General features: G+C 64.8%; 20 protein-coding genes. 8 read left to right on the top strand and 12 right to left on the bottom strand.

Annotation, left to right across the window (positions count from 1 at the left end):
• Nucleotides 1-70: 70 nt before the first annotated feature.
• From WEB61_RS09410 to WEB61_RS09400, 3 genes are all read right to left on the bottom strand, one after another.
• Nucleotides 71-787 carry a type 1 glutamine amidotransferase domain-containing protein gene (locus WEB61_RS09410; RefSeq protein ID WP_368064083.1) on the bottom strand — a complete coding sequence of 239 codons (717 nt, stop codon included), beginning with the start codon at nucleotides 785-787 and terminating at the stop codon, nucleotides 71-73.
• A gap of 466 nt (nucleotides 788-1,253) precedes the next feature.
• Nucleotides 1,254-2,159: an alpha/beta fold hydrolase gene (locus WEB61_RS09405; RefSeq protein WP_368064082.1), complete on the bottom strand. Its 906-nt coding sequence runs from the start codon at nucleotides 2,157-2,159 to the stop codon at nucleotides 1,254-1,256.
• Nucleotides 2,160-2,163: 4 nt separating this feature from the next.
• Entirely contained in the window at nucleotides 2,164-3,075 is a 912-nt protein-coding gene (locus WEB61_RS09400; RefSeq protein WP_368064081.1) for an alpha/beta fold hydrolase, read from the bottom strand.
• 144 nt (nucleotides 3,076-3,219) lie between these two features.
• On the opposite strand from WEB61_RS09400, the gene WEB61_RS09395 reads away from it, so the two are divergent.
• The 4 genes from WEB61_RS09395 to WEB61_RS09380 all read left to right on the top strand — a co-directional run bounded on the left by WEB61_RS09395 (nucleotide 3,220) and on the right by WEB61_RS09380 (nucleotide 8,302).
• Nucleotides 3,220-3,870 carry a 2-hydroxychromene-2-carboxylate isomerase gene (locus WEB61_RS09395; protein WP_368064080.1) on the top strand — a complete coding sequence of 217 codons (651 nt, stop codon included), beginning with the start codon at nucleotides 3,220-3,222 and terminating at the stop codon, nucleotides 3,868-3,870.
• Between the two features lie 94 nt (nucleotides 3,871-3,964).
• Complete coding sequence (locus WEB61_RS09390; protein WP_368064079.1) at nucleotides 3,965-5,659, top strand: FAD-dependent oxidoreductase; 1,695 nt, start codon at nucleotides 3,965-3,967, stop codon at nucleotides 5,657-5,659.
• Nucleotides 5,656-6,606 (top strand): diacylglycerol kinase family protein, encoded by a 951-nt coding sequence (locus tag WEB61_RS09385; protein ID WP_368064078.1) that lies wholly within the window; start codon nucleotides 5,656-5,658, stop codon nucleotides 6,604-6,606. The genes WEB61_RS09390 and WEB61_RS09385 overlap by 4 nt, the downstream gene beginning before the upstream one ends.
• A gap of 25 nt (nucleotides 6,607-6,631) precedes the next feature.
• Nucleotides 6,632-8,302 carry an FAD-binding oxidoreductase gene (locus tag WEB61_RS09380; RefSeq protein ID WP_368064077.1) on the top strand — a complete coding sequence of 557 codons (1,671 nt, stop codon included), beginning with the start codon at nucleotides 6,632-6,634 and terminating at the stop codon, nucleotides 8,300-8,302.
• On the opposite strand, the gene WEB61_RS09375 is transcribed toward WEB61_RS09380, so the two are convergent.
• From WEB61_RS09375 to WEB61_RS09365, 3 genes are all read right to left on the bottom strand, one after another.
• A complete protein-coding gene (locus WEB61_RS09375) occupies nucleotides 8,299-10,002 on the bottom strand; it encodes a SulP family inorganic anion transporter (RefSeq protein ID WP_368064076.1) in 1,704 nt (567 codons plus the stop codon). The two genes, WEB61_RS09380 and WEB61_RS09375, sit on opposite strands and share 4 nt — an antisense overlap.
• A gap of 118 nt (nucleotides 10,003-10,120) precedes the next feature.
• Nucleotides 10,121-11,662, bottom strand: coding sequence for a hypothetical protein (locus WEB61_RS09370; protein ID WP_368064075.1), 1,542 nt, complete (start codon nucleotides 11,660-11,662; stop codon nucleotides 10,121-10,123).
• Nucleotides 11,663-11,747: 85 nt separating this feature from the next.
• A complete protein-coding gene (locus tag WEB61_RS09365; protein ID WP_368064074.1) occupies nucleotides 11,748-13,337 on the bottom strand; it encodes an AMP-binding protein in 1,590 nt (529 codons plus the stop codon).
• Nucleotides 13,338-13,444: 107 nt separating this feature from the next.
• Between WEB61_RS09365 and WEB61_RS09360 the strand changes: the two genes are divergently transcribed.
• A complete protein-coding gene (locus WEB61_RS09360) occupies nucleotides 13,445-14,218 on the top strand; it encodes a TIGR01458 family HAD-type hydrolase (protein ID WP_368064073.1) in 774 nt (257 codons plus the stop codon).
• On the opposite strand, the gene WEB61_RS09355 is transcribed toward WEB61_RS09360, so the two are convergent.
• From WEB61_RS09355 to WEB61_RS09330, 6 genes are all read right to left on the bottom strand, one after another.
• The gene (locus WEB61_RS09355) at nucleotides 14,215-15,156 is read right to left on the bottom strand and encodes an alpha/beta hydrolase (protein ID WP_368064072.1); all 942 of its coding nucleotides are present in this window, start codon (nucleotides 15,154-15,156) and stop codon (nucleotides 14,215-14,217) included. The genes WEB61_RS09360 and WEB61_RS09355 overlap by 4 nt on opposite strands.
• A 75-nt stretch (nucleotides 15,157-15,231) precedes the next feature.
• The gene (locus tag WEB61_RS09350) at nucleotides 15,232-15,438 is read right to left on the bottom strand and encodes a hypothetical protein (protein ID WP_368064071.1); all 207 of its coding nucleotides are present in this window, start codon (nucleotides 15,436-15,438) and stop codon (nucleotides 15,232-15,234) included.
• Between the two features lie 172 nt (nucleotides 15,439-15,610).
• A complete protein-coding gene (locus tag WEB61_RS09345) occupies nucleotides 15,611-16,342 on the bottom strand; it encodes an SDR family NAD(P)-dependent oxidoreductase (protein ID WP_368064070.1) in 732 nt (243 codons plus the stop codon).
• Between the two features lie 75 nt (nucleotides 16,343-16,417).
• Nucleotides 16,418-16,969 carry a DUF924 family protein gene (locus tag WEB61_RS09340; RefSeq protein WP_368064069.1) on the bottom strand — a complete coding sequence of 184 codons (552 nt, stop codon included), beginning with the start codon at nucleotides 16,967-16,969 and terminating at the stop codon, nucleotides 16,418-16,420.
• The gene (locus WEB61_RS09335) at nucleotides 16,969-18,822 is read right to left on the bottom strand and encodes an AMP-binding protein (RefSeq protein WP_368064068.1); all 1,854 of its coding nucleotides are present in this window, start codon (nucleotides 18,820-18,822) and stop codon (nucleotides 16,969-16,971) included. The genes WEB61_RS09340 and WEB61_RS09335 overlap by 1 nt, the downstream gene beginning before the upstream one ends.
• A gap of 46 nt (nucleotides 18,823-18,868) precedes the next feature.
• Nucleotides 18,869-20,434 carry a fatty acid--CoA ligase gene (locus WEB61_RS09330; RefSeq protein ID WP_368064067.1) on the bottom strand — a complete coding sequence of 522 codons (1,566 nt, stop codon included), beginning with the start codon at nucleotides 20,432-20,434 and terminating at the stop codon, nucleotides 18,869-18,871.
• Between the two features lie 246 nt (nucleotides 20,435-20,680).
• Here WEB61_RS09330 and WEB61_RS09325 point away from each other — a divergent pair, with 246 nt between their 5' ends.
• Genes WEB61_RS09325 through WEB61_RS09315 form a run of 3 tightly spaced genes read left to right on the top strand, consistent with a single transcriptional unit; the run spans nucleotide 20,681 to nucleotide 22,632 of the window.
• Nucleotides 20,681-21,232, top strand: a complete 552-nt coding sequence (locus WEB61_RS09325; protein WP_368064066.1) for a carboxymuconolactone decarboxylase family protein — start codon at nucleotides 20,681-20,683, stop codon at nucleotides 21,230-21,232.
• Between the two features lie 4 nt (nucleotides 21,233-21,236).
• On the top strand, nucleotides 21,237-21,803 hold the full coding sequence (locus WEB61_RS09320) for a carboxymuconolactone decarboxylase family protein (RefSeq protein WP_368064065.1): 567 nt from the start codon (nucleotides 21,237-21,239) through the stop codon (nucleotides 21,801-21,803).
• Nucleotides 21,796-22,632, top strand: a complete 837-nt coding sequence (locus WEB61_RS09315) for an SDR family NAD(P)-dependent oxidoreductase (RefSeq protein ID WP_368064064.1) — start codon at nucleotides 21,796-21,798, stop codon at nucleotides 22,630-22,632. The genes WEB61_RS09320 and WEB61_RS09315 overlap by 8 nt, the downstream gene beginning before the upstream one ends.
• Nucleotides 22,633-22,650 lie beyond the last annotated feature (18 nt).

The raw sequence follows: 22,650 nt of genomic DNA, 5'->3' as shown, positions 1-22,650 counted from the left end.
CCCCTTCCCTCTCCCCGCTGGGGAGAGGGAGGGAGCGGGCTTCAGCCCGCGGAAGGGTGAGGGGTCTTCCCTATTCCGCCGCCTGGCTCTTCAGCGCATGCAGCGCCATCAGCATGCCGTGGGCGACGCCTTCGGCCGAGGCCGGGTTCTGGCCGGTGACGACGCGGCCCTCGCGGCAGACATGGCGCTCGAAGGGTTTGCCGCCTTCGAAGCGCACGCCGAGGCCGCGCAATTGCGTTTCGAGCAGGAAGGGCACGACCTCGTCCTTCTCCGCCTTGCGCTCTTCCTCGTCGGTGAAGGAATTGACGAGCCGGTCCTTGACGAAGGGCGTGCCGTCGGAAAGCCGCGCGCCGATCAGGCCGGCGGGCCCGTGGCAGACCGCGCCGATGACGCCGCCCTTCTCGTAGATTTCCGAGACGAGGCGCGACAGCGCGTCATTGTCGGGCATGTCCCACATGCAGCCGTGACCGCCGGGCAGATAGACCGCGTCGAAATCCTTCGCCTTGAGATCCCTGACCGGCACCGAATGTTCGAGCGCCTTGACGGCTTTCGGGTCTTTCAGGAAACGGCGCACCGATTCCGGGCGCTCGTCTTCGTTCTCGGGCAGGCTCGACGGATCATGGGGCGGCGCGCCGCCTTCGATCGAGCCGAGCGTCACCTCCGCGCCGTCTTCGAGAAATTCATAATAAGGCGTCGTCATCTCTTCGTAATGGAAGCCGGTCCTGTCGCCGCTGTCGCCGAGCTTGCCATGGGAGGTAACGACGATTGCAATACGGGACTTCGCCATCTCGCTCTCCTTTCCTTGCGATGGAAAGCGCCTCGCGGGCGGTGCCGCAAGACGCCGCGCGCCCGTTGGGAAGGGAGATAGGTTTCATGCGCTGCCGGGAAAGGCCCGCGCGAAAAAACCTTGTGCGTTTCGCATAATGCGGGAGGGAAGTTTTTCACGCGAAGCCGCGAAGAAGAAAGAGTTTTCACGCAGAGGCGCAGAGACGCAGAGGTGCCGTGCCCTTGAGGCCGGCCGTGCCTCCAATGTTTCAATGATTGCGCCTGCGGCGCGAAGAGTCTTCCGGCGCGAAGCGCCAGAAAACCTTCTCTTTGGTCGCTGCGGATTGGCCCATGGATTCCGGCTTCCGCCAGGATGACACATCTGGTTGGGATGACGCGGTGCCTTGCCGCAGATGCGGCACCTCTGCGTCTCTGCGCCTCTGCGTGAACCCTTCTCCCTTTCTCTTCGCGGCTTCGCGTGCAAAAGCCTACTCCGCCGCCTGCTTCCGCTCCGCCGCGCGGGCGTGGGTGGCGATGAGGTCGACATATTGCGCGCAGAGTTCGACCGGCAGGTCGTGGCCCATGCCGTCGATGGAAACGAATTTCGCGCCGGGCACCGACTTTGCCGTGTCCTCGCCGCCCGCATGCGGCACCAGCGGATCGGCCTTCCCGTGAATGACGAGGAAGGGCACGCGGACTTTTTTCAGCGCCTCGACGCGGGAACCGTCGCCCATGATCGCCGCATATTGGCGCGTGCCGCCTTCGGGGTAATACATGTGGTCGTATTCCCGCGCGACGAAGGCGTAGAGGTCATCCTCGGTCTTCGGATATGCCGGGCTCTGATAGACGCGCCGGCCCTTCATGCGGTGGCGGATCACGTCCTCGCGTTCCTCGGAAGGCGGCATCGCCTGCAAGGCCTTCATCGCTTCATCGCTCGCCTTCGGCAGATCGGGATTGCCGGTCGAGGACATGATGGAGGTGACGGAGATGAGCCGCTCGGGATGATGGATCGCCATGCGCTGCACGATCATGCCGCCCATCGAAATGCCCATGATGTGGGCGCGGCGGATGTCGAGCGCATCGAGCACGCCGATGCCGTCGGCCGCCATGTCGGCGAGCGTGTAGGGGATGTCGGGCTTCTTCCCCTCGCGCACGGCGGCGACGACTTCGGAAATCTTCGGCAGGCCGGAAAGTTTTTCCGACTTGCCGACATCGCGATTGTCATAGCGGATGACGCGGAAGCCTTCAGCCCGCAAGCCTTCCATCAGCTCCTCGGGCCAGCTCAGCAGGCTCGAGGTGTAGCCGTTGACGAAAAGGAGCGGGGTGCCGTCCGCCGGTCCCCGGTCCTCGCAATTGATCGAGATGCCGTTGGCCTTGACGATTTTCTGTGTCATCGGCTCAGTCCGCCGCGCGGGAGACGCCGGCGGCGCGCTTCGCTGCCGCCTCGATGGCGTCGGCAAAGGTCGCGACGAGCGTAACCGGGAAGTCATGCGCCATGCCGGGGATGATGCGCAGCTCCGCGCCGGCGATGCTCGCCGCCGTGTCCTTGCCGCCTTCGACGGGGACCAGCGGATCGTCGGCGCCGTGCAGCACCACCGCCGGCGCCTTGACCTTTTTCAGTTTTTCGCGCCGGTCGCCATTGCCGACAATGGCCGCAAGCTGCCGCGCCGTGCCGACGGGGTAGTAGCTCCGCTTCGTGTCGCGGATCACCCATTCGCGCAGCGTCGCGTCGTCGGTCCGGTAGCCGGGGCTGCCGATGGTCTTCCAGGTGTTGATGCCGCGCTCAATGATCGCCTCGATGTCGTCGGGCGCCGGCGCCGGCGCCAAGAGCGCGCCCATCGCCTCGGGCTTGCCCTGCGGCAGATCGGGATTGCCGGTGGTCGACATGATGGAGGTGAGCGAGAGCGTCTTTTCGGGATGATTGGCGGCGACGAGCTGCGCGATCATGCCGCCCATCGAGGCGCCGACGATGTGGGCACGCGCGATGCCGAGCGCGTCGAGCAGGCCGGCGGCATCCGCCGCCATGTCGTCGAGCGAATAGGGCGCATCGTAGGGCGCGCCGCCGAGCAGCGCCCCGACGACCTTTTCCATGTCGGGCATGCCCGCTTCCTCGATCTTCGAGGAAAGGCCGACATCGCGATTGTCGAAACGGATGGCGCGGTAGCCGCGCTTGACGAGCTCGTCGCACAGTTCGACCGGCCAGAGGGTGAGCTGGCCGCTGAAGCCCATGATCAGCAGCACGGCTTCGCGGTCTTCCGGACCGAAGCTTTCATATTCGATATCGATGCCGTTCGCTTTTACCTGCGGCATGGGGGATCCTCCCTGTCGTTTGTTGTCTTTGCCGGTTTTGTCGAAAGTCTAACAGCGGCCTTGCGCGGCGCGCATCCGAAACGATACTAATGAAGTGCATTAAAAACCTGTCCGGCGAGGCAGGCAAGGGAGGAAGCCCGCACGATGACGCTTAGCTACGATCTCTTCTGGTCTTTCCGCTCGCCCTATTCCTATCTCGTGACGCCGCGGCTGGTGGCTTTCGAGCGCGACCGGGACGTCAAATGCAATGTCCGGCCGGTCTATCCGATCGCGGTCCGGATCGAGGGTTTCTTCAAGCAGGTGAACCCCATGTGGCCGCCCTATCTCTTGAAGGACACGGCCCGCATCGCCGAGATGGAGGGCCTGCCCTATGCCTGGCCCTCGCCCGACCCGATCGTGATGGACATGAAAACGGGCGTGGTGCCGAAGGAACAGCCTTATATCCACCGGCTGACACGGGCAGGCGCGCTAGCAGCCGAACGGGGCAAGGGGCTTGCCTTCCTCAATGAGGTCTCGACACTGATTTTCGGCGGCACGAAGAACTGGCACGAGGGCAATCATCTGCGCGGCGCGGCGGCGCGGGCCGGCCTCGACATGGACGAACTGGACGAGGTGGCGGCGCGCGAGGCCGACCGCCTCGAAGCCGTCATCGCCGCCAATGAAGCCGCGCAGAAAGCCGCCGGCCATTGGGGCGTGCCGCTGATGGTCTTCGAGGGCGAGCCCTTTTTCGGCCAGGACCGGCTCTCGCACCTCAAATGGCGCATGGAGCAACACGGGCTGAAGAAGCGGGGCTGACGCCCAGGGTAACGCAACGTCGGGCGGGCTGGACCCTCGGGCCCCGTCCGGCTAGCCTCCCGAGCCTTGGGGCCAATCAGCGGATAACGACAAGATGCAGCGCGATCTTCAAGCCATGAGTGCGACCGATTACGACCTCGTGGTGGTAGGCGGCGGCATCACCGGCGCGAGCGTCGCCTGGGACGCGGCCTTGCGCGGTCTCAAGGTGGCGCTCCTCGAAAAAGACGACTTCGCCCATGCGACGACGGCAGGCTCCTCCAAGCTGGTGCATGGCGGGCTTCGCTACCTCGTCAATGGCGAATTGAAGCTGGTGCGCGAGTCGCTCCGCGAACGGCGCATCTGGGAGACCAACGCGCCGCATATGGTCCATCCCCTGCCCTTCGTGCTGCCGACCTATGGCTGGGGCATGTCGGGGCCGATCGTGATGTCGATCGGGCTCGCGCTTTACGACCTCCTCTCCTTCGACCGCAACTGGCTGTCCGACGACGACAAGAAGCTGCCGGGCTTCAAGCGGCTGTCGAAAGGAAAGGCGCTCGACCTCGTGCCGTCGCTGCCGCGCGAGGGGCTGACCGGCGCGATGGTCTATTACGATTGCCAGATGTTCGCGCCGGAACGCCTCTGCCTCGAATGCATCGAGGGCGCGGCCGAATATGGCGCCGATGTCGTCAACTATGCCGAGGTGACGGGCTTCGACAGCGAGCCGTCCGGCAACGGCATCCGCATCAAGGGCGTCACCGTTCGCGACACGCTGACCGGCGAGACGCACCGGGTGCGCGGCAAGCTCGTCGTCAACGCCGCCGGGCCCTGGGCCGACACGCTGATGGGCTTTGCCGACGACACGCCGGCGCGCCGCCTGATCCGCTCGAAAGGCATCCACATCATCACCCGCGCGCTCACCGGCAAGAATGCGCTGGCGATCAAGTCGCGTCTCGGCGGGCATTTCTTCGTCATCCCCTGGCGCGGCCACACCATCATCGGCACCACCGACACCGTGTTCGAGGACGCGCCGGACCAGGTGGGCGTCAGCGAAAAGGACATCGCCGATTTCCTGATCGTGGTGAATGACGGCCTGCCGGGGCTGAATCTCACCCGCGCGGATGTGCTGCATTTCTATGTCGGCCTACGCCCGCTCGTCGACACGACGCCGCAAGTGGCGGACGGCGAGGAGAAGAAAGACTCATACAATGCAAGTCGCGCGGCGGAGGTTTACGACCACGCGCCGGAAGAGGCGATCGAGGGGCTGGTGTCGGCCATCGGCGGCAAATGGACGACTTCGCGCCATCTCGCCGAACAGGTGGTCGACCTCGCGCTGAAGAAGCTCGGGCGGCAGGCGAAATGCGAAACCCATTGCACGCCGGTCTATGGCGGCGAGATCGGCCGCCTCAAGAGTTTCGTTGCGCGCGCGAAAAAGCGCCACGCCCATCTGCCCGCCGACGTGGTGGAAAACCTCGTCAACTTTTATGGCAGCCGCATCGACGAGGTGCTGGCGACGGCGGCGGAACGCCAGGGCGAGAGCGAGGAATTGTTGCGACGGCTCGGCCCCAATGTCGCCGAGATCGGCGCGCAGGTCGTGCATGCGGTGCGCCACGAAATGGCGCTTCGCCTTTCCGACGTCGTCTTCCGCCGCACCGGCCTCGGCACGCTCGGACATCCAGGTCCCGACGTCATCGCGCGCGCGGCCGACCTGATGCGCCGCGAGCTTGGCTGGGACGAGACGACGACGGCGCATGAAATCGCCGAGACGACGCGCGCCTTCGACACGCAGGACGCGAGCGGGGCCGCCGCATGACCCCGCATATCGCCGCCATCGTCAATCCGCGCTCGGGCGGCGGCCGCACGGGCCGCGCCTGGCGCGTCATCGCCGCCGCGCTCGAAAAGGAACTTGGGCCGGTGCGCGCGCATTTCACCGGCACGCCCGCGACGCCGCATTTCCTGCCCGCCGCCGAACTGACGCGCCGCGCGCTGAAAGACGGCGCGCAGCTCGTCATCGCGGTCGGCGGCGACGGCACCCTCAACGAGACCGTCAACGGCTTCTTCGAAAACGGTCTGCCGATCAATCCGGACGCCCATCTGGCGATCCTGAATGCCGGCACCGGCGGCGACTTCCGCCGCACCTTCGACCTGCCGGAAGATGCCGAAGGCTGCATCGCCCGCATTGCGAACGGCACGACGCGACGGATCGATATCGGCCGCCTCACTTTCGTCGCCGAGGACGGCCGGGAGACGGAACGTTATTTCGACAATATCGCGAGCTTCGGCCTGTCGGGCGAAACGGTGCGCGCGGTCAACCGCGCCACCTGGCAGAAGGCGCTGGGCGGCAACTTCACCTTCGCCTGGGCGACGCTGGCGACGGCGCTGCGCCACAAGACGAGGCCCGTGCGCATCACCACCGATACAGGCTTCGACGAAACGCTGAATATCGGCCTCGGCGCCGTCGCCAATGGACGTTATTTCGGCAGCGGGCTGAAAATGGCGCCCGACGCCGAACCCGATGACGGGCTGTTCGATCTCGTCGTGATGCGCGACCTCACCTTCATGGATCTGCTGACGGGCTCCGGATCGATGAAGGAAGGCACGCATATCGCTGGCGATAAAGTCTCCCACACGCGCGCGAAATGGGTGATGGCGACACCGATGGGCGCGGCGCCGGTGCTGCTCGATGTCGACGGCGAAGGGCCGGGCCGCCTGCCGGCGCGGTTCGAGATCGTGCCGCAAGCCCTGACCCTGCGCTGCTGAAGCTGGAAAAGACGAGGAAAAGCCCATGACCATCGACCGACAGACGCTGCGCTGGAACGGCTGGGGCCCGGTGAAACAGCCGAATCCGCTGCCCGCCGACGCGCCGCAATGGGGCTGGATCGAGGAAACGCTGGGCATGAGCCGGCTGCCGCTGACGCCGGCGGTGCCGCTGCCCGACATTCGCCTGCCGCATGGCCGCATCGCCGAGGCAACACAGGAAAAGCTGCGCGCCATTGTCGGCGACAACCAGTTCCGCATCGACGACTACGAACGCGCCTTCCATGCGCGCGGCAAGAGCTACCACGATCTGCTTTATCTGCGCGCAGGCAAGCTCGACATGGCGCCCGACGCCGTCATCTATCCGCGCGGCCCCGAGGAAGTGCTGGCGATCGTCAAACTCTGCGCCGAGGAGGGGATCGCGCTGATCCCCTATGGCGGCGGCTCCTCGGTGGTGGGCGGCGTCAACGCGGTCTCGAAAACGCTGGGCGGCGCGATCCTCACGCTCGATACGACGCTGATGACGCGGATCATCCAGATCGACAAGGTGTCGATGACGGCGCGCATCGAGGCCGGCATCTACGGGCCCGCGCTCGAGGAACAGTTGCAGGCGCATGGCGTGACGCTCGGCCATTATCCGCAGAGTTTCGAATATTCGACGCTGGGCGGCTGGATCGCCGCGCGCGGCGCCGGCCAGCAATCGAACCGCTACGGCAAGGCCGAGAAATGGCTGGTCTCGGCGAAGCTCGCAACGCCCAAAGGCTTCTGGACGACCGAGGCGACGCCCGCTTCAGCCGCCGGCCCGAACCTCAACCAACTGGTCGCGGGCTCCGAGGGCACGCTCGGCGTCATCTGCGAGGCGACGGTAAAAATCCACGACCTGCCGGAGCGCAAGGATTATCGCGGCTATCTGTTCAAGAACTTCGCCGCCGGCGTCGAAGCGGCGCGGCGCATCAACCATGCCGAAATCCCGGTTGCGATGGTGCGTCTGTCGGATGCGCCCGAAACGCATTTCTTCCAGACTTTTTCATCGACGGGTTCGGGCGGGCTGAAGGCACGTCTGCAACGCGCCTATCTGAAGATGAAGGGTTTCGACGATGCGCCCTGCCTGATGCTGGTCGGTCACGAAGGCGAGAAGGATACCGTGATCTGGGCGCAGGAACAGACCGAGGGTGTCTGCAAGCGGCTCGGCGCACTGGCGCTCGGCACCGGCCCCGGCAAGCGCTGGCATCACGGCCGCTTCAACGGACCGGCAATCCGCGATCCGATGATGGACCGCGGCGTCGGCGTCGACACGCTCGAAACCTCGACGCGCTGGTCGAACATCGCCAATCTGCACGAGAAGGTCGTGGCCGCGATCTCGGGCGCGATCGACGCCAACATGCCCGAGCAGAACGCGCATGGCATCGTGATGGCGCATGTCAGCCATTCCTATCCCGACGGCGCGAGCCTCTATTTCACCTTCGTCTTCCCGCGCCAGCTCGACCGCGAAATCGTGCAATGGCAGGCGATCAAGCGCGCCGCGTCGGACGCCCTCCTGATGAACGGCGGCACGATCAGCCACCACCACGGCGTCGGCACCGACCATGTGCCGTGGCTGGCGGAGGAGAAGGGCGAGATCGGCATGTCGCTGCTGAAGGCAGCCAAGCGCGAGATGGACCCGAAAGGCGTGATGAATCCGGGGAAACTGTTCGCCTAGTCTTCCGCCACGATTTCCCGCGCCAGCACCAGCGCTTCGTCGATACCGGAAACGAGCTTCACCAGCGGATCGGCGGTGATGCCCATCTTGCGCAGGATGAGGCGCGGTTGCGTCTGCAGGCCGGTGATCAGCACCCGCGTGCCATGGCGGCGGCAGCGCGCGATCAGCGCGTCGATGGCCGAGGCGCCCGAGGCGTCGATCATCGGCACGGCGCGCATCCTGAGGATCAGCACACGCGGTGGCGCGCCGATCCGGTCGAGCGTCTCGCCGAGCCGCATCGCGACCCCGAAAAAGAACGGCCCCCGGATGACGCTGGAAACGACGCCGGGCGGCAGCTCATGCTCCTCGACGGGCCGGGACATGTGCGGCGCATCGTCGGCAACGTCCTCGTCGATGATCCGCACATCGGCCTGCACTTCGACCGCCTCCGACATCCGGTGCATGAAGAGAACGGCGGCAAGCACTACGCCGACCTGGATCGCGACCGTCAGATCGACCGCAACGGTGAGCGCGAAGGTGATAAGCAGCACCGCACGGTCGCCGGCTGGCGCCTTCATCAGGTGACGGAACTTGTCGATCTCGCTCATGTTCCAGGCAACGACAAGAAGCACGGCGGCAAGCGCGGCCAGCGGCACAAAGCCCGTCAGCGGCCAGGCAAAGGCCATGAAGCCGAGCAGGAAAACGGCATGGAGCATGCCCGCCACGGGCCCGCGCGCGCCGGCGCGGATATTGGTGGCAGTGCGCGCGATGGCGCCGGTCGCCGGCAATCCGCCGACGGCAGCCGAAGCGCAATTGGCGACGCCCTGCGCAATGAGTTCGCAATTGGAGCGGTGACGCCGGCCGGTCATGCTGTCGGCGACCATCGCCGAGAGCAGCGACTCGACGCCCGCCAGAAACGCGATGGTGAAGGCGCTGGGGAAAAGCGCCACGACCCGTTCCATCGTCACATGCGGAAAATCCGGCAGCACGAAGGACGGCTCGAGCCCGGCGAAGCGCGAGCCGATCGTGTCGGTCTCCACGCCGAAAAGCGCGACGACGGCTGCCGCCACGATGACCGCGATCAGAAAGGCCGGCCATTCCGGCCGGTAGCGCCGGACGAGGAGGATCAGACCGAGTGCGCCGGCCGCCACCGCCAGTGTCGGCGGCGCGAAGCCCGGCAGGGCGGCGCCGAGCGCCATCGCCTTTTCGAAAAACTCGGCCGGCTCGTGTTCCATCGTCAGACCGAAAAAATCCTTCACCTGGCTCGTCGCGATGATGACGGCGATGCCGGCGGTGAAACCGGTAACAACCGGCTGCGGCACATATTTGATGAAGGCACCGACGCGCAGGAGCCCCGCGCCGATGAGCATGATGCCGGCCATCGATGTCGCGATGACAAGCCCGTCATAGCCGTGAACGGCGATGACATTGAAGACGACAACGACAAAGGCACCGGTCGGCCCGCCGATCTGGAAGCGGCTGCCGCCCAGCGCCGAAATCAGGAAGCCGGCGATAACGGCCGTGATGAGGCCCTTGTCGGGCGTCGCGCCGCTGGCGATCGCCAGCGCCATCGCAAGCGGTAGCGCGACGATCGAAACGGTCAGCCCGGCAATGAAATCGGCGCGGAAGGCGGCAAACCCGTAACCTTCCCGAAGCACCGTGACGAGCTTTGGAACGAGCAGCGAGGAGGACGGAACGGGTGCGCCTGCCGGATGCGACATGGATTGGGTCTCTCGATCTTCCGCCGGCCGCGCGGAAGCGGAGCGACAACCCGAATGTCGCGCCGGGGCCGGGGATTCGCAAGACCATTTTCAGATAAAGGGTATTCGCCCTGGCGCCCTATCGGACCTGGCGGACGTCCTGCCCGAGGGGGAAGTCGTCGAGCGTGTGCATGCTGACGCCGGGAGAGGCCGCGACGGGCTCGCTGATGAACATGCCGGACATATGATCGGCGCCCATGGCCACGAGTTCGGCGGCAGCCGCACATGACGGGACATACTCTATAATGAGCGGCAGGCCGGCGGCCTTGGTCGCCGTCATCCAGCGCTCCACGGCCTCGCGTTCCGGCTGTCCGAAATCGCCGTCGCCGAGCGCAATCGAGATGCCGTCGAAACCCTGCGCTTTCAGATCCTGAGCCGATGCGCCCGGCTTCGCGCGCGCAACGACGGCGCGGACATGGCGGCGCAGCATCGACACCGCATTGACGAGCGTCGAACCGGGCCGCTGGGCGGGCGTTCCGATGAGCACGAGCGATATGTATTTGTGCATGAATTCGGGGATCTGCGCGCATTCATGCTGGAGGATCGCAAGCCCTTGCTTCGACATAAGCGACTGATAGTGAATCAGCACCGTTGTGAGGACAACGATCTCGTTCGCATAAAGCCGGGCCGCCTCCTTGATGCCGGCGCGCAGCGACTTGACGTCGAGGCCGAGAATGCTCTGTTCGCTCGCTGCATCGCCCAGCACCTCCCGCTCGAAACGCCACCGGTCTCCCTGGCGCCAATAGGGGAACACCGCATAGGTCGTAATCGCGCCCTTGCTGGCGCTCCAGACAGGCACGAAGCCGAGACGATAATCGAAAGGACCCGCCTCGTCGTCCGGGGCGCTGGCCGCGCCATAGGCGCGCCGCCCGCATATGAAGTCACCCTTGAACGCCCGCCGCCCATGCGCCCGAACGGCTTCCTGCAAAGCCTCATCGACATCGGGGGAAGGAGCCAGATCGACCGCCGCAGGCGATTCCGTCGGCCGTTGGGCCCACTCGACCACATCGTCCGCCCGAACGCCGGCCGCGAACGGCAACCAGCGGAGGCCGCCCTTTTTCTTCGAGGCGGCATCGCCCTCCGGCGCGCCATCGACAAAGAGGACGTCGCCGTTGGGCTTCACATCGATTCGGCCGCCCGTCACCTGAACGGAGACGGAAGAGCTTCCCTCATCGCCCAGAAGTTGCCGCATGATTTCGGCCTTGATCGCCTCCGTGCGCTTCGCCGCCACGATCGGGTCGGCATCGCCAAAGGCGACGATATAGATGTCTTCGCCCAGACGCACATACCGGTCGTCCGCCGCCAGCGTCTTCTCGAAAACCTTCTCGACCGCCAGATGGACGACATCCCGGTATCTGGCCCAGCGGTCGCCGACTTTCTCTTTCAGTTCGCCGAGCCCGATGATCTGTACATTGGCGCCCAGCGTGCTTGTGCCGTTCCGCCAGAGCGGCGCCAGTTGCCGGCACAGATCCTCACCGGCCTGCCCCGCGGCAAGAAGGCTCGAGGCCGGCGCATGAGGCGACGTCGTCTCGTCGTCAGGCGCGACAAAACCCAGCATTCTCCCCAGAAACTGTGCAATGCGGACGCCGACGAAAGGACGGGATTGGAGTGCCGTGTTCATGATGATCGGACATTAGGCGATGCCGCCTAATTTAGTCCTAAGGGGACAACGGCGACGCACACAGCAAGCCCTTGACTGGGAACGGTTATTTCACCTCTTCGACGATGCGCCTGAGTTCGGCCTTGGCGATCTTCTCGAGCGTCGAGCGCGGCAGCGCATCGACAATCCGGATCTCGCGCGGGCGCTTGAAATCGGCAAGCCCCTTGGCGCAGGCCGCGTCGATCTGCTGCTTGAGATCGGATGCGGCAGCGGTCTCGCCGCCCGGCACCAGCACAAAGACGACCGGCACTTCGTCCAGCATCGGGTCGCGCTTGGCAACGACCGCGCATTCCTGGATGCCCGGCACCGTCATCACCACACGCTCGATCTCGGAAGCGGCGACATTTTCGCCGCCGACCTTCAGCATGTCCTTGTCGCGGTCGGCAAAGGCGATGAAACCGTCTTCGAGAAGCGTGACCCGATCGCCGGTGATGAAGTAGCCCTGATCGTCGAACGACTTCGCGGTGGCTTCGGGATTGTTGAGATATTCCTTGAAGAGCGAAAGGCCCGGCACGCCGCGCACCAGAAGTTCACCCGTCTCGCCGGGATCGACCGGTGTGCCGTCGTCGCGCAGGATCGCGATCTCATAGGACGTCGCGGGCTTGCCGATCGTCATCGGCGTGTTCGGCAGATGCACATCGCCGACGATGCCATGGGTGATCGTTTCGGTCATCCCCCACCAGCCGATCGTCTTGACGCCGAAATGCGCGTCGGTCGGCGGCGCCGAAATGCCGTTGCCCCACAAGCGATAGCTATGCGACTTCGGCTTCTCCTGACCCATCAATGCGCGTACGCAGAAGGGCACCATCGAGGTCCAAGTGCAGCCATGCTTCGCGGATATGTCCCAGAAACGCGAAGCCGAAAAGCGCGGCTGCAGCACGATCGTCGCGCCGACCCAGAGCGCGGCCAGAACCGAATAGGACTGCGCATTGGTGTGGAAGAGCGGCAGATAGGTCAAATGCACGTCGGAAGGGCGCAGGTCTTCATGCATGGCGCAGATTTTCGCACCCCAGAGCGCATTCGCATGCGTCCAGACGACGCCCTTCGGCCGCGAGGTGGTGCCCGATGTGTATTGCACACCGACCGGCAGCATCGGATCGGCGGGGCGCAGCGGCACATCCGCCTCGTTGCCATAGAGCGCCGCAAAGTTTTCCGACTTCGGCGGACGGTTTGCGTCCTCGGATGCGGCGCCATTGTCCGTTTCGGTAACGGCGAGCCACTTGATGTGCTTGCAGGACGCGGCGACGAGGTCGGCGAAGCGCGGCTGCGTGATCGCGCCGACGACGCTCGCATGCTCGCTGAAATAGACGAGATCGTCCTCGACCGAGCGCGCATTGGTCGTCACCGCGACGGCGCCGAGATGCGCGCAGGCATACCAGGCAATAAGGCTTTCGGGACAATTGTCGAGATGGATGAGAACACTCTCGCCCGTCTTCACACCGCGCTTCTTGAGCCCCGCCGCCACCTGCGCCACCTCATGCGCGAAGGCACGATAGCTCCAGATCTTCGACACGCCCTCGAACGGCTCCCAGATCAGGAACGGATGGTCCGGTCGCGCGGCGACATGCACGGCGAGCAGGCGCGGCACGTCGAAATTGGCGAATGGATGAACGAGCGGCGAACGAAGCGCAGGCATGTCTCTCTCCCCGGATGTTTTGTGTCATATACAAGATGCTTGCCCGCCATTCCATGGGCCGCCTAGACTTCTGACCGGGAGGGCAGTTTCGGCGCGAGGTGCGCGCGATGACGCCAGAATCCTTGAAGCAAACGGCGGGTTTGCTGCTCGATGTCGGCGGCGTCCTCTATCAGGGCGACGAGGCGCTTTCGGGCGCCGTGGCGGCCTTCAAGCGCCTGAAGACGTCCGGCCTGCCCTTCCGGTTGCTGACCAACACGACCCGTACGACAAGAACCGAGCTCGCTTCGCGCCTCGCCGCGCTCGGCTTCGAGGTGACCGGAGCCGACATCGTGACGCCTGCGAGTGCAGCCGCCGCGATCCTCGATGCCGAGGGCGCAAGGCCGCATCTTCTCGTGCATCCCGACCTGCTGCCCGATTGTCCGCCCGAAGCGGCCGAACCCAACGCAGTTCTGCTCGGCGACGCAGGCGAACATTTCACCTTCGAGCGGCTCAACCGCGCTTTCGGAATCCTGATCGAAGGCGGCCGCCTTTACGCGCTTGGGCGCAACCGCTTCTTTCGCGGACGGAACGGTTTCGAGCTCGACGCCGGGCCTTTCGTTGCGGCGCTCGAATATGCCGCGCAAGTGGAGGCGACGCTGATCGGCAAACCATCGCCCGAATTCTTTCGCGCGGCCGCGGCGGCGATCGACCTGCCCTCGGAAAAGGTACTGATGGTCGGCGACGATCTCGAGGCGGACGTCATCGGCGCGCGCGAAGCCGGGCTCGAAGCGGCGCTGGTCTGCACCGGAAAATATCGCAAGGGCGACGCCATGGCCGCAAAAAAAGGCGGCGCCCATGTCGCCGCCTCTTTCGCCGAATTCATCGACGCGTTTCTGCTCTAGACCAGCGCTTCCTTCAGCGCCTTGGCGGCTGCCTTCACCGCATCGCGCGCAATATCGATCGCACCTTGCAGGTTGAAGAAACCATGGATCATGCCTTCGTAATTGACATACTCGACGGCGACACCGGCCTTCTTCAATGCATCTGCATAGGCGCGGCCCTCGTCGCGGAGCACGTCGAAGCCCGCGGTGACGACATAGGCAGGCGGCAGCCCGGCAAGCGATGGAGCGCGCAGCGGCGAATGACGCGGATCGTCGGCATCGGCGCCGGCAGCCGTCACATAGTGGTTCCAGAACCAGTCCATGCCTTCTGCCTCGAGGAAATAGCCTTCGGCGAAATCCTTGTAGGACTGTGTGCCGCGCGGCGCGTCCGTCACCGGATAGATCAGGAGCTGGAAGGCGATGTGCGGCCCCTTGTCGGCCTTCGCCTGCAGCGCGATGGCGGCGGCAAGATTGCCGCCCGCGCTGTCGCCCGCCACCGCGATGCGGTTGGGGTCGATGCCGATTTCGGACGCGTTCTTCTCGACCCATTTCGTGGCCGCAAGACAATCGTCGAAGGCGGCGGGAAAGGGATGTTCGGGTGCGAGGCGATAGTCGACCGCGATCACTTTGCAGCCCGCCTCGTTGGCAAGCGAACGGCAAAGCGCGTCATGCGTGTCGAGATCGCCGATCACCCAGCCGCCGCCGTGAAAATAAACCAGCGCCGGGACGGTGCTGCCCGATGCGACGGGCGTGTAGATGCGCAGCGGGATGTCGCCTTCGGGCCCGGGGATCGACCGGTCTTCCATCTTGCCGATCGCAACGCCCTGCAGATCCATCGCCTGCGCCATCGCCCGATACAATTCACGGTCGGCCGCGGGCGGCAGGTCGATCAGACGCGGTGCATCGGGATCGGCGGCCAGCGCGTCGAGTAACGCCTTCGCCTGTGGATCGAGTGACATGAGAACGGGCCCCCTGTTGAATTCAAGAGGCCCGTTTTAACCGCCGCAGCGCCCGCGCGCCAAGCGGCAAGTTGTTCAATGGAGGATATGGCCCTCACGGCTCACCCGGCCTTCGACCATGTCCTCGACGACGCGGCGGAGCGTGCGCCAGGCGTCGGCCCGCAGCTTCTCGCCGATTTCCTCAAGCTCCTCGACCGCCGTATCGGCATAGGCCAGCGCCTTGCGGCCATGCGTATCGACCATATAGGCGGCCAGCAGATTGATTTCGTTGTCGGTGATCATCGGGGCTCTCCGGTTCGGCGTGAAGGGATTGCCAACCGGATTGCAACGCGCGGGCCAGCCGGAACCGGCCCGGCTTTCCTTGTATTTCAACATGTTAGCGGAACGATGCCTGCATCGCCCCGGCAGGGCTTGCCGCGCCGGTTAAGGAATCGGGAGGAATCTGCCGCCCGTCCTACCAGGGCTCGGCGTGGGTGCGCAGGTCGAGTTCGAAGGTCCAGGCGGCCGGTGCCTGGCCGTGGAGATAGATATAGGCATCGGCAATGCCTTCAAGATCGATCAGGCGGCCTTCCTGCGCGCGCTGGGCGGCATATTGCGGCGCCATGTTGTGCAGCTTCTCGCCGTCGATCCCGCCATCGACCACCACATGGCCGACATGGATGCCCTGCGGCCCGAGTTCCTTGGCGACGCTCTGCGCAAGATTGCGCAGGCCTCCCTTGGCGGCGGTGAAGGCGACGAAGCCCTCCCGGCCTCGCATGCTGGCCGACGCGCCGGTGAAGAGAAGCGTGCCCTGCCCGCGCGGGCTCATGTGATCGGCCGCCTCGCGCGCAAAGAGAAAGGCGCCGAACAGGCAGACGCGCCAGCAGCGCTCGAAATAATCGGCCTCCATGCCCGAAAGCTTGCCGATCATGTTGTTGCCGGCATTGTAGATCGCAAGATCGAGCGGCCCCGTCTCCTCCGCCTGCCGGAACAGCGAGACGACATCGACCTCCTGCGTCACGTCGCAGACGACGGGTGTTGCCTTGCCGCCGCCGTCGCGAATCGCGTCGGTCACGGCCTCAAGCTTCTCGCGCGTACGCCCGGCGACGAAGACATGAAGTCCTTCGCCGGCCGCGCGGCGCGACAGCACCGCGCCGAGCCCATTGAGCGGGCCGACACCCGCAATGATCGCCGTTTTGATGGACATGCGTTCCTCCCGTTGGCTCGTGCTCAACGGCATATAGTTAGTTCTGAAAGAGAACCAATAGAATTGATCTTTTTCTCAGCCCGCAAAGCCACCCGCATCGAGGAAAGACTGTTCCTCCGGTGTGGTGCGGCGTCCGAGCACGGCGTTGCGATGCGGAAAGCGGCCGAAGCGGCGGATGATATCGCGGTGCTCGACGGCAAATTTCATCGTCTCGGGATCGTTGAGGCGCTGGGCGAAATAGACGAGGCCGCGCTCCTGCGCCGCGAGATCCTCGGCATGCATATAGGGCATGTAGAACCATTTGCGCGCCGTCTCCGGCGTCTCGACATCGAAGCGGCGATCCACCGCGAGGTCGGCAAGCGCCAGCGCCTTTGCATCCTGCGCAAAGGCGCGGTGATCGCCCCGATAGAGATTGCGCGAGAACTGGTCGAGCAGAAGGATCAGCGCCAGCGCGCCTTGCGGCTCATTCGCCCAGTCGTCATGCCTGCCGTCCGCCGCCGCCGCATGCGCCGCGCCGAAGAGGCGGCGAATGTCGGCGTCGAAGGCATCGCTTTTCACGAACCATTTTTCCGGCCCCGCACCGAACCAGAAATCAAGCACGTCGCGGGGGCGCACCGTTTCCGCCATCAGACCACAATCACATCCGCAGGGACCGGCTCGGCGTAAAGCCGCTCGACGAGATGGGCGCGGCGTGACGCCGTCGCCGCCTGATTCACATAACCCTTGTCGGTGATCTCGTGGCCGTCGATCGAAGGCGGCTCCAGCATCAGGTGAATGCGCGCGATCCGCGTCGACGAGCCGCCGCCCGACTTGTTGTGGCGGGCCAGCGCCTCGCGCAAGTAAGCCGCGACCTTCGGATGCGCAATCGCTTCTTCGGGCGCGGCATTGTCGGCGAGCCCCGCGATCTTGCGCGCCGCCGCAATGTTCGGCCAGGCCAGCAGCGCGATGTAAGGCTTGTCGAGACCGCACACGACGGCGTCCTGCACCAGCGGTGTGCAGGCAGCGACCGCGTCGGCCCGGAGCGTGCCGGTCGAAACCCATGTGCCGGAGGAGAGCTTGAAGTCCTCGGTCACGCGGCCATCGAAGACGAGACCGAGATCGGGCCGCGCCTCGTCGAGAAACTTCGCGGCGTCGCCGAGACTGTAGAAGCCTTCCGCGTCGAAAACTTCGGCGGTCTTTTTCGGATCGTTGAGATAGCCGGGCGTCACCGTCGGTCCCTTGACGCGCACTTCGAGCTTGGCGCCGTTCGGCACCAGCTTCAGCGTGATACCGGGAACCGGCAAACCGACCAGCCCGACGCGCTCCGTCACCCAGTGAACGACCGTGATGCCTTGTGTCTCGGTGGCGCCATACATGGTGGTCAGCGGAATGCGAAAACCTGTTTCGGCGACGGCAAGCGCCTGCATCCGGTCGTAAATATCGCTCGACAGCGTCGCGCCGCCATAGCCCATATATTCGAGATTGCGGAAAAAATTGGCGCGGAGTTCCGAATCGCGCTCCATCGCGTCGGCAAGCATCGCGAAAGCGACCGGTGCCGAACCGAAAACGCGGGGGGATACGTCGCGGAGGTTCTTGATCGTCTGCTCGAACATGCCGGGGATCGGCTTGCCGGCGTCAAGATAGACGGTGCCGCCGGCGTTCATGTTGCCGTTGAAGCCGATATTGCCGGCCGAGATGTGGTTCCACGGCATCCATTCGAGGCTTTGCGGAACTTCGTCCGGGTCCGGCGCTTCGCTGCGGAGCGCCTCGCCGGCGGCGATCTGCGCCATCATCATGCGATGCGTCTGGATGACGCCTTTCGGCATGCCGGTCGAACCGGAGGTGAAGAGATATTTCGCCACCGTATCGTGGCCGATCTTCTCCATCGAAGCGGCGACCGCATTGCTGACCGGCGTTGAGACGAGATCGTCGAAGGATGTTGCGCCCGCAATGCTGCCGGTGCAGGTGACGATCTCGACGCCCGCGCCGACCGCCGCGATGGCCTTGCCGTAGAGATCGCCGTGATCGGCAAAGATCATGCGCGGCCGCGTCAGCGCCACGACATGGCGCAGCTTCGAAAAATCCGAACTCATCAGCGAATAAGGCACGCTGACCGGCGCAACCGGAACGCCCGCCTTCATCGCGCCGAGCGCCATCACCGCGTGAGCGATCGAATTGCTCGAAAGCACCATCAGCGGCGTGTCGGCATTCATGCCGCGCGCCAACAGGGCGCTTGCAACCGCATTGGCTTTCACATTGGCCTCGCCATAGCCGATGAAACGCCAGGCGCCGTCCGGTCCGCGTTCGCCGATGAAACGGCGCTGCGGATGCATCGCGGCGCGCTCCTCGAGAATATGGACGACGCTGCGCTTCATTTCACCGAGCGGATAGTCGGAAGAAATATAGACCGTGCCGTCGCTCTCGCGGCGGACGGAGATTTTCGGCGGCTTCTGCTTCAGCGGCTTGAACGGCGCCGGCGCGTTTTGTTCGGCAAGGCTCATGGTCGCTCTCCCGTCGGGTATGAATATCGTGTCAGTGCCGCGCCGGTCAGTTGACCATCCGCGTGCGGCCCTCCCAGTAAGGCGCGCGCAGCTCGCGCCGCAGGATCTTGCCCGACGGGTTGCGCGGCAGCGCCTCGATGAAGTCGACCGATTTCGGTACCTTGTAGCTGGCGATGCGCGTTTTCGCGAAGGCGATGATCTCTTCCGGCGTCGCCTTCTGCCCCGGCTTCAGCACGACAATGGCCTTGACCGCTTCGCCCCATTTTTCGTCCGGCACACCGATAACGGCGGCGTCCGCGATCGCCTCATGGCCGAAAAGCGCATTCTCGACCTCGGCCGGATAGATGTTCTCGCCGCCGGAAACGATCATGTCCTTCACGCGGTCATGGATGAAGAGATAGCCGTCGCTGTCGAAGAAGCCGGCATCACCGGTGTAGAACCAGCCGTCACGGATGGCATCCTTTGTCGCGTCGGCCCGGTTCCAGTAACCCTTCATGACCGAGCCGCCGCGAATGACGATCTCGCCGACCTCGCCCACCGGCACTTCCGTGCCCTTGTCGTCGACGACGCGGATTTCCATGCCCGGATTGGGAATGCCGCAGGACCGCAGCTTTCCCTTCGCCGGATCATGCGCCCCCGGCGGCAGATGCGTCGCGCCGCCGGTCGTCTCGGTGAGCCCGTAGAGCTGCACGAAATCGGCTCTGGTGAAGGTCGTCTGCGCCTGGCGCAACACGTCTTCGGCGATGGGCGACGCGCCATAGAGGATTTGCCGCACCGATGAAAGATCCGCCGTCTTGATGCCTGGCTGCTGCAGCAGGAACAGGATCACCGCCGGCACCATGAAGGCGACGTTGAGCTTTTCGGTTTCGATCAGCTTCAGGATCGCCAACGGATCGACATCCTTGAGGATGATGTTCTTGCAACCGTGAAGATTGCCGAGCACGCCGATATTGACGCCGGCGACATGGAAGAGCGGCATGCAGACGAGAACGACTTCGCCACGGTGCCATTGCGCCCATTCGGCGCCCTGATGGAAGATCGAAAGATAGTTGGCATTGGTGAGCTGCACGCCTTTCGGGTGGCCCGTCGTGCCGCTGGTATAGAGCTGGATCACGTCATCGTCGGACGCGGCCGGCAGCATCGGATCGGCATCGCTTGCCGCATCGCGCCAGTCGTCGAACGAGATCCAGTCGTTGCGCCCGCCGTCAAGCGCCACGACCTTGCGCACCGTCGGACATTCGGCCAGCACCTTTTCGACCACGTCGTAGAATTCGGCCCCGACGAAAAGAATCTCGGTCCGGCTGTCGTTCAGCACATAAACGACTTCCGGAGCGGCCAGCCGCCAGTTGACGCCCACGACCACGGCTTTGGCCTTGAAGGCGCCGTAAAGCATTTCGAAATAGCGGTCCGAACCCTTGCCCATGAAGCCGATGCGCGCATCGGGCTTGCAGCCGTCGGCGATCAGCGCCTGCGCGACCTTGCTGGCGCGCCGGTCAAGCTCGGCATAGGTGGTTTCGCGGCCCTCGAACACCTGCGCCACGTCGTCGGGCATGACGGCCGCACCGGCGCGCGTGATGTCGGCGACACTCTTGATGCGTTCGGCATCGAACATGCTGGGTTCCTCCCTGAACCTGATAACCGACGCGCCCGGCCTGCCCGGCCGCAAGGCGCAGGCGGCGGCACCCCTCTCCCGTCGGGGACGTCGTTGAGCGCGAGTTTACCCACCCCATCGTATGGGGCAAGCCACGGCGGAACGCCATTTCGCGGACCGCAAACGCTCTTGCCGCTGGACGCAGGGGCAGCGCGGGTTAGACTGGCCGCAACAAGAACATGAAATTTCCTGGAGGAACGACAGACGATGGCCCGCATCCCCTATTTCGATCCGGCCAAGGCCGAAGGCCGTGCCAAGGCAGCTTACGAGAAGCTGCCCAACCTCAACATATTCCGGATGCTGGGCCATTCCGGCGACATGCTCGACAGCTTCATCAAGCTCGGCAATTCGATCCTCGTTCACGGCGATCTCGATCCGGTGCTGCGGGAGATCGCCATCGTCCGCACCGGCGTGCTGCGCGGTTCGAAATACGAGGTCTATCAGCACGAAGCGATCTCGCGGAAGCTCGGCATGTCCGATGAACTCATCAAGGGCATTCACGAAGGTCCGGAGGCAAAGGTCTTCGACGATCTGCAGCGCATGGTGATGCGCTTCACCGATGACGTGGTGAAGAACACCCGCGCTTCCGACGCGACCTTCAACCCGCTGGCCGAAAAGCTCTCCTACAAGGAGATGCAGGAGCTCGTCATCACCGTCGGCTTCTACACGCTTGTTTCGAACTTCCTCGAAACCTTCGATGTCGATATCGAGGATGCGGGTCACAAATCGGGCGTCAAGCTGCCGGGTATGCAGGGCTGAAACGATGGCGCGCATCCCCTATCCCGATCCGGCATCGCTTGCGCCGGAAAACCGCGCTTTGCGCGAAACACTGCCGCAGCTCAACATCTTCCGCATGTTGTCGGGAAGCGGTCCGTCCTTCGCGCCCTTCATGGCGCTGGTGAACGCCTATCTCAACGACGGGCTGCTCGATACCGAACTCCGCGAACTGGTGATCCTGCGCGTCGGTCATCTTTGCGGATCGGACTACGAGCGGCACCAGCACCGCCGCGTCTCGCGCATGCTCGGCATGTCGGAGGCGCGCATTGCGGCCGCCTCGGGCGCACTCCCCTCCGCGCATCTGAGCGAGAGCGAAAACGCCGTCCTCGCCTTCACCGACGATCAGGTCGCAAGCGTCAAGGCCGATGCGGCACTCTTCGCTGCCGCACATCGCCATCTGGGCGACGCGGCCATGCAGGAACTCGTCATCATCATCGGCATCTATCTTCTCGTCTGCCGCTATCTCGAAACCTTCGAGATCGAGCTGGAGGAGAAGGATATCGAGACGAGCGGTCTCGACGAGATCAGAAGGAGCATGAAGAACAATGGCTGAAGGCGGATTCGTGCAGGCATTGCCGCCTGAGTCCAGGGGCGAGGCGCCGGGACGCGGCCGGCTCAAGGGCCGCCGCATTCTGGTGGTCGGCGGCGGCCAGCGTGTGCTCGACGCGGCGACCGATCCCGTCGGCAATGGCCGGGCCATGTCGATCCTCTTTGCCCGTGAAGGCGCGTCGGTCGCGGTCGCCGACATGAACAAGGCATCGGCCGACGAAACGGTGGCGAAGATCGGTGCGGAAGGCGGCAAGGCAACCGCCATCGAAGCCGACATTTCGAAGCCCGGCGACATCTCGCGCATGATCGAGGAAGCGGAAACAGCCCTGGGCGGTCTCGACGGTCTCGTGCTCAATGTCGGCATTGGAGTCGGCGGCCTCGGCCTTGAAGGCGCAACGCCGGAAGACTGGGACAAGGTGCTTGCCGTCAATCTGCGTGGCCCGATGCTCTGCTGCAAGGCGGCAGTGCCGCGCCTTGCCGACGGCTCGCCTGTCGTCTTCATCTCGTCGATTGCGGGCCTGATCGCCGGCTCGCGGCTCCCCGCCTATGACGCCTCGAAGGCGGCACTCGGCGGCCTGATGCGCCATGTCGCACTTGAAGGATCGCGGCGCGGCATCCGCGCCAACATCGTGGCGCCCGGCCTCGTCGACACACCACTCGGCCGCGTCGCGACGCAGGGCCGCCCCTCGCGCGGCCGCACGCCCGTTCCCTTCGGCCGCCAGGCGACCGGCTGGGAAATCGCCAATGCGGCGCTTTTCCTGATTTCCGACGAGAGCGTCTACATCACCGCGCAGACGCTGGCGGTCGACAGCGGCCTCACAGGCATTTCCTGAACCTCAGCGCCCGTAGTC

It is taken from the genome of Parvibaculum sp., from assembly GCF_040882025.1.
Classification (GTDB): Bacteria; Pseudomonadota; Alphaproteobacteria; order Parvibaculales; family Parvibaculaceae; genus Parvibaculum.
Note: the sequence above shows the minus strand (reverse complement) of the source record. Positions and strands in the feature narration are given on the sequence as shown.